We start from the raw sequence: 3,172 nt of genomic DNA, 5'->3' as shown, positions 1-3,172 counted from the left end.
GCACAGTCTCAACACGACTCAGGGGGCCGGCCGATGAGCGGTCACCTCGGAATCGGCCGGGGGTCCGGGGGGCGCCCCCCGGGAAAGCACAGTCTCAGCACGACTCAGGAGGCCGGTCGATGAGCGGTCACCTCGGAATCGGCCGGGGATCCGGCCCGCGGCGGAGCCGCAATCGTAGGCAGTGCCCCCCCGGGAAAGCACAGTCTCAACACGACTCAGGAGGCCGGTCGATGAGCGGTCACCTCGGAATCGGCCGGGGGTCCGGCCCGCGGCGGAGCCGCAATCGTAGGCAGTGCCCCCCGGGAAAGCACAGTCTCAACACGACTCAGGAGGCCGGTCGATGAGCCCTGTCAGCAAGCCGCACGAGATCGTCGAGCGTGCCCTCGAACTGTCCACCGCCGACGGGTGTGTGGTCATCGCCGACGAGCATTCGTCGGCCAATCTGCGCTGGGCGGGGAACGCGCTGACCACGAACGGGGTGACCCGTGGCCGTACCCTCACCGTGATCGCCACGGTCGACGGGACGCAGGGCACCGCGTCCGGTGTGGTGTCGCGGTCGGCGGTGACCGCTGACGACCTGGAGCCGCTGGTGCGGGCCGCCGAGGCCGCCGCCCGGGCCGCGGGGCCCGCGGAGGACGCGCAGCCGCTGGTGACCGGCGTCCCGGTGGCCGGAGACTTCACGGACGCCCCGGCCGAGACCTCCTCGGCCGTCTTCGCGGACTTCGCGCCCGCGCTCGGCGAGGCCTTCGCCCGGGCCCGGTCCGGCGGACGTGAGCTGTACGGCTTCGCCAACCACGAGCTGACCTCGACGTATCTCGGTACGTCGGCGGGCGTACGACTCCGCCACGACCAGCCGAACGGCACGCTGGAGCTGAACGCGAAGTCGCCCGACCGCAGCCGCTCGGCGTGGGCGGGCCGCTCGACGCGGGACTTCAAGGACGTGGACCCGGCGGCGCTCGACGGGGAGCTCGCGATCCGGCTGGGCTGGGCGGAGCGCCGTATCGAGCTGCCCGCGGGCCGGTACGAGACGCTGCTGCCGCCGACGGCGGTGGCGGATCTGCTGATCTACCAGCTGTGGTCGTCCTCGGGCCGGGACGCCGTGGAGGGCCGTACGGTCTTCTCGAAGCCCGGCGGCGGCACCCGCATCGGCGAGTCCCTCTCCGAGCTGCCGCTCACGCTGCGCAGCGATCCGAACGAGCCGGGTCTTGAGTCCGCGCCGTTCGTGATCGCGCACTCCTCCGGTGACGACGCCTCGGTGTTCGACAACGGTCTGCCGCTGTCGGCGACGGAGTGGGTACGGGAGGGCACGCTGGACCGGCTGATCACCACCCGGCACAGCGCGGGCCTGACCGGGCTGCCGGTAGCCCCCGGCGCCGGCAATCTGATCCTGGAGGGCGGCGGCGAGCAGTCCCTGGAGGAGATGGTCGCCTCGACCGAGCGGGGACTGCTGCTGACCTGCCTCTGGTACATCCGCGAGGTCGACCCGGCGACGCTGCTGCTCACCGGGCTGACCCGGGACGGCGTCTATCTCGTCGAGAACGGGGAGGTCACCGGCGAGGTGAACAACTTCCGGTTCAACGAGTCACCGGTCGATCTGCTGTCGCGGGCCGCGGAGGCCGGGCGTACGGAGAAGACGCTGCCGCGTGAATGGAGCGACTGGTTCACCCGGGCCGCGATGCCCGCGCTGCGCATCCCGGACTTCAACATGAGCTCGGTCAGCCAGGGCGTATGAGCCCGGCGACGAGCCCATAGACTGCTGAAGCAGAAGACTGCTGAAGCAACCATCGCAACCATGGCAGCCGGCGCAACCATCATCGTTTCCCCCTTGTTCGAGGAGATACAGGACCGTGACGGACATCGTCGACGAGCTGAAGTGGCGCGGGCTTTTCGCCCTGTCCACTGACGAGGACGCTTTGCGCAAGGCGCTCGCGGACGGTCCCGTCACGTTCTATTGCGGCTTCGACCCGACGGCGCCCAGCCTGCACGTGGGACATCTGGTGCAGGCGCTCACCATGCGCCGGCTCCAGCGTGCGGGCCACCGCCCGCTGGCGCTGGTGGGCGGGGCGACGGGTCAGATCGGTGACCCGAAGCCGACGGCGGAGCGCACGCTGAACGACCCGGAGACCGTCGCGGCCTGGGTGGAGCGGGTGCGTGCCCAGATCGAGCCGTTCCTGTCCTTCGAGGGCGAGAACGCCGCGGTCATGGTGAACAACCTGGACTGGACGGCGGGCATGTCCGCCATCGAGTTCCTGCGGGACATCGGCAAGCACTTCCGCGTCAACAAGATGCTGACCAAGGACTCGGTCGCCCGCCGGCTGGAGTCCGACCAGGGCATCAGCTACACCGAGTTCAGCTACCAGCTGCTGCAGGGCATGGACTTCCTGGAGCTGTACCGACGCTACGGCTGCGCGCTGCAGCAAGGCGGCAGCGACCAGTGGGGCAACCTGACCGCGGGCCTGGACCTGATCCACCGCCTGGAGCCGCACGCGAACGTGCACGCGCTCGCGACGCCACTGATGACCAAGGCGGACGGCACCAAGTTCGGCAAGACCGAGGGCGGGGCGGTCTGGCTGGACCCGGAGATGACGACGCCGTACGCGTTCTACCAGTTCTGGCTGAACGTGGACGACCGGGACGTCTCCACGTACATGCGGATCCTCAGCTTCAAGAGCCGTGAGGAGCTCGAGGAGCTGGAGAAGCTCACCGAGGAGCGGCCGCAGGCGCGTGCCGCACAGCGTGCGCTCGCCGAGGAGCTGACGACGCTGGTGCACGGCGCCGATCAGTGCGCGGCCGTCATCGCCGCGTCGAAGGCGCTCTTCGGGCAGGGCGAGCTGAAGGAGCTGGACGAGGGGACGCTGAGCGCGGCGCTCTCCGAGCTGCCGCACGCGCGGGTGGCCGAGCCGGCCGCGGTGGCGGATCTCTTCGCCGAGGTCGGTCTGGTCGCGAGCAAGTCGGCGGCCCGCCGCACCATCAAGGAGGGCGGTGCCTACGTGAACAACGTGAAGGTGACCGCCGAGGACGCGGTGCCCGCCGCCGACGATCTGCTGCACGGACGCTGGCTCGTGCTGCGCCGCGGCAAGAAGAACCTGGCCGCGGTGGAGGTCGCAGCCGGCTGATCCGGCACATGGCACACGACGGCGGCCGGGCGGGGCGATCAAGATCGAGCCCCACC

At 70.4% G+C, this 3,172-nt stretch carries 2 protein-coding genes; both read left to right on the top strand.

The annotated features are described in order from the left end of the window. Positions 1–340: 340 nt before the first annotated feature. Positions 341–1,732 carry a metallopeptidase TldD-related protein gene (locus ACWGI8_RS42160; RefSeq protein WP_453668755.1) on the top strand — a complete coding sequence of 464 codons (1,392 nt, stop codon included), beginning with the start codon at positions 341–343 and terminating at the stop codon, positions 1,730–1,732. Positions 1,733–1,847: 115 nt separating this feature from the next. After that, entirely contained in the window at positions 1,848–3,116 is a 1,269-nt protein-coding gene (gene tyrS, locus ACWGI8_RS42155; RefSeq protein ID WP_453668754.1) for a tyrosine--tRNA ligase, read from the top strand. The last annotated feature ends 56 nt before the right edge of the window (positions 3,117–3,172 follow it).

Source organism: Streptomyces sp. NPDC054841, from assembly GCF_053611045.1.
Note: the sequence above shows the minus strand (reverse complement) of the source record. Positions and strands in the feature narration are given on the sequence as shown.